The 2,500-nt window shown below is 58.6% G+C and carries 1 tRNA gene and 2 rRNA genes (1 of these 3 cut by a window edge); all 3 read left to right on the top strand.

Annotated features, from left to right (window positions below):
• Positions 1–1,997: ribosomal RNA gene (locus ACFFGY_RS21725) — 23S ribosomal RNA — on the top strand; it begins 744 nt to the left of the window's first position.
• 149 nt (positions 1,998–2,146) lie between these two features.
• A 5S ribosomal RNA gene (gene rrf, locus ACFFGY_RS21720) occupies positions 2,147–2,261 on the top strand.
• A gap of 40 nt (positions 2,262–2,301) precedes the next feature.
• Positions 2,302–2,378: transfer RNA gene (locus ACFFGY_RS21715), tRNA-Met, on the top strand.
• Positions 2,379–2,500 lie beyond the last annotated feature (122 nt).

The raw sequence follows: 2,500 nt of genomic DNA, 5'->3' as shown, positions 1-2,500 counted from the left end.
ATGAGCTGTGGCTAGGGGTGAAAGGCCAATCAAACTCGGAAATAGCTGGTTCTCCGCGAAATCTATTGAGGTAGATCGTCGTTCGATTACCGCCGGAGGTAGAGCACCGGAAGGGCTAGGGGGGCCCAAAGCCCTACCAAACCCTACCGAACTCCGAATGCCGGCGAGTACAGGACGGCAGACAGACAGTGGGTGCTAAGGTCCATTGTCGAGAGGGAAACAGCCCAGACCACCAGCTAAGGTCCCCAAGTCATGGCTAAGTGGGAAAGCATGTGGGACGGCCAAAACAACCAGGAGGTTGGCTTAGAAGCAGCCATCCTTTAAAGAAAGCGTAATAGCTCACTGGTCTAATAGCTGTTCTGCGGCGAAAATGTAACGGGGCTCAAGCCATGCACCGAAGCTGTGGGTGTGCCGTAAGGCACGCGGTAGCGGAGCGTTCCGTAGGCCGTTGAAGGTGGATCGTGAGGTCTGCTGGAGGTATCGGAAGTGAGAATGCGGACATGAGTAGCGACAAAGAGGGTGAGAACCCCTCTCGCCGAAAGTCCAAGGGTTCCTGCGCAAGGTCAATCCGCGCAGGGTGAGCCGGCCCCTAAGGCGAGGGCGAAAGCCGTAGCCGATGGAAACCAGGTGAATATTCCTGGGCCTGACAGACGTGACGACTGTGAAAGCTTGTTCTCCCTTATTGGATTGGGAGGGCTGGTCCCGCAGTCCAGGAAACAGCGCTGTCGACATAGACCGTACCCGAAACCGACACAGGTGGACTGGTTGAGAATACCGAGGCGCTTGAGAGAACCATGCTGAAGGAACTAGGCAAATTACTCGCGTAACTTCGGGATAAGCGAGACCCACCGTTGCGCAAGCATCGGTGGGTGGCACAGACCAGGGGGTAGCGACTGTTTAGTAAAAACACAGGGCTCTGCGAAATCGAGAGATGACGTATAGGGTCTGACACCTGCCCGGTGCCGGAAGGTCAAGGGGAGATGTGCAAGCATCGAACCGAAGCCCCGGTAAACGGCGGCCGTAACTATAACGGTCCTAAGGTAGCGAAATTCCTTGTCGGGTAAGTTCCGACCTGCACGAATGGTGTAACGACTTCCCCACTGTCTCCAGCATGGACTCAGCGAAATTGAATTCCCCGTGAAGATGCGGGGTACCCGTGGTCAGACGGAAAGACCCTATGAACCTTTACTGCAGCTTCGCAGTGGTGCCAGGAAGGAACTGTGTAGGATAGGTGGGAGGCATTGAACCCGGGGCGCCAGCTTCGGTGGAGCCAACCTTGAAATACCACCCTGTTTCTTTCTGGCATCTAACTGAGCCCGGTTAGCCCGGGCCAGGACCCTGCGTGGTGGGCAGTTTGACTGGGGCGGTCGCCTCCCAAAGTGTAACGGAGGCGCGCGATGGTGGGCTCAAGCCGGTCGGACATCGGCTGTTGAGTGCAAAGGCATAAGCCCGCCTGACTGCGAGCGCGACAGCGCGAGCAGAGACGAAAGTCGGCCTTAGTGATCCGGTGGTCCCGCGTGGAAGGGCCATCGCTCAACGGATAAAAGGTACTCTAGGGATAACAGGCTGATCTCCCCCAAGAGTCCACATCGACGGGGAGGTTTGGCACCTCGATGTCGGCTCATCGCATCCCGGGGCTGGAGCAGGTCCCAAGGGTTCGGCTGTTCGCCGATTAAAGCGGTACGTGAGCTGGGTTTAGAACGTCGTGAGACAGTTCGGTCCCTATCTGCCATGGGTGTTGGAGACTTGAGAGGATCTGTCCCTAGTACGAGAGGACCGGGATGGACGCACCTCTGGTGCATCGGTTGTGGCGCCAGCCGCATCGCCGAGTAGCTAAGTGCGGAACGGATAACCGCTGAAGGCATCTAAGCGGGAAACCAGCCTCGAAACGAGGTCTCCCTAAGGGCCGTGGAAGACCACCACGTCGATAGGCCGCAGGTCGAAGTCCGGTAACGGATGCAGCCGAGCGGTCCTAATCGCCCGATCGAACTCAAACCCTCGACCCCGAACCACCACACAAAAACAGCAGCAGGCCTCAAAACCTGCACCGCACGCAGCACCAAGACGCTCACACACACACCACCCACTCTCACCCACACACACCAGATCCACACCCTCACAGAGGAATGCATGACGCATCCGGTGGCCTGGTGGCCATTGCGAGGCTGCCACACCCGATCCCATCCCGAACTCGGCCGTGAAACGCCTCAGCGCCCATGGTACTGTGCCTCAAGGCACGGGAGAGTCGGTCGCCGCCAGGCCACCCGATGCGTCATCCATCCCCCTCAACACAAACACCACCGCGGGGTGGAGCAGCCCGGTAGCTCGTCAGGCTCATAACCTGAAGGTCACAGGTTCAAATCCTGTCCCCGCATCCATCACCCCACACACACGCACCACAGCTGAACACGCCGCTCGCGGAGCAACAGCTCCATGAGCGGCTCTGCGTGCTCGCCACTTGGTCAGACATGGGCCAACGTCGCAGAAAGAGGCAGGCCGC

It is taken from the genome of Roseomonas elaeocarpi (assembly GCF_042433915.1).
Lineage (GTDB): Bacteria > Pseudomonadota > Alphaproteobacteria > Acetobacterales > Acetobacteraceae > Roseomonas > Roseomonas elaeocarpi.
The sequence above is the reverse complement of the archived record's forward strand: the minus strand, read 5'-3'. Positions and strand labels throughout refer to the sequence as shown.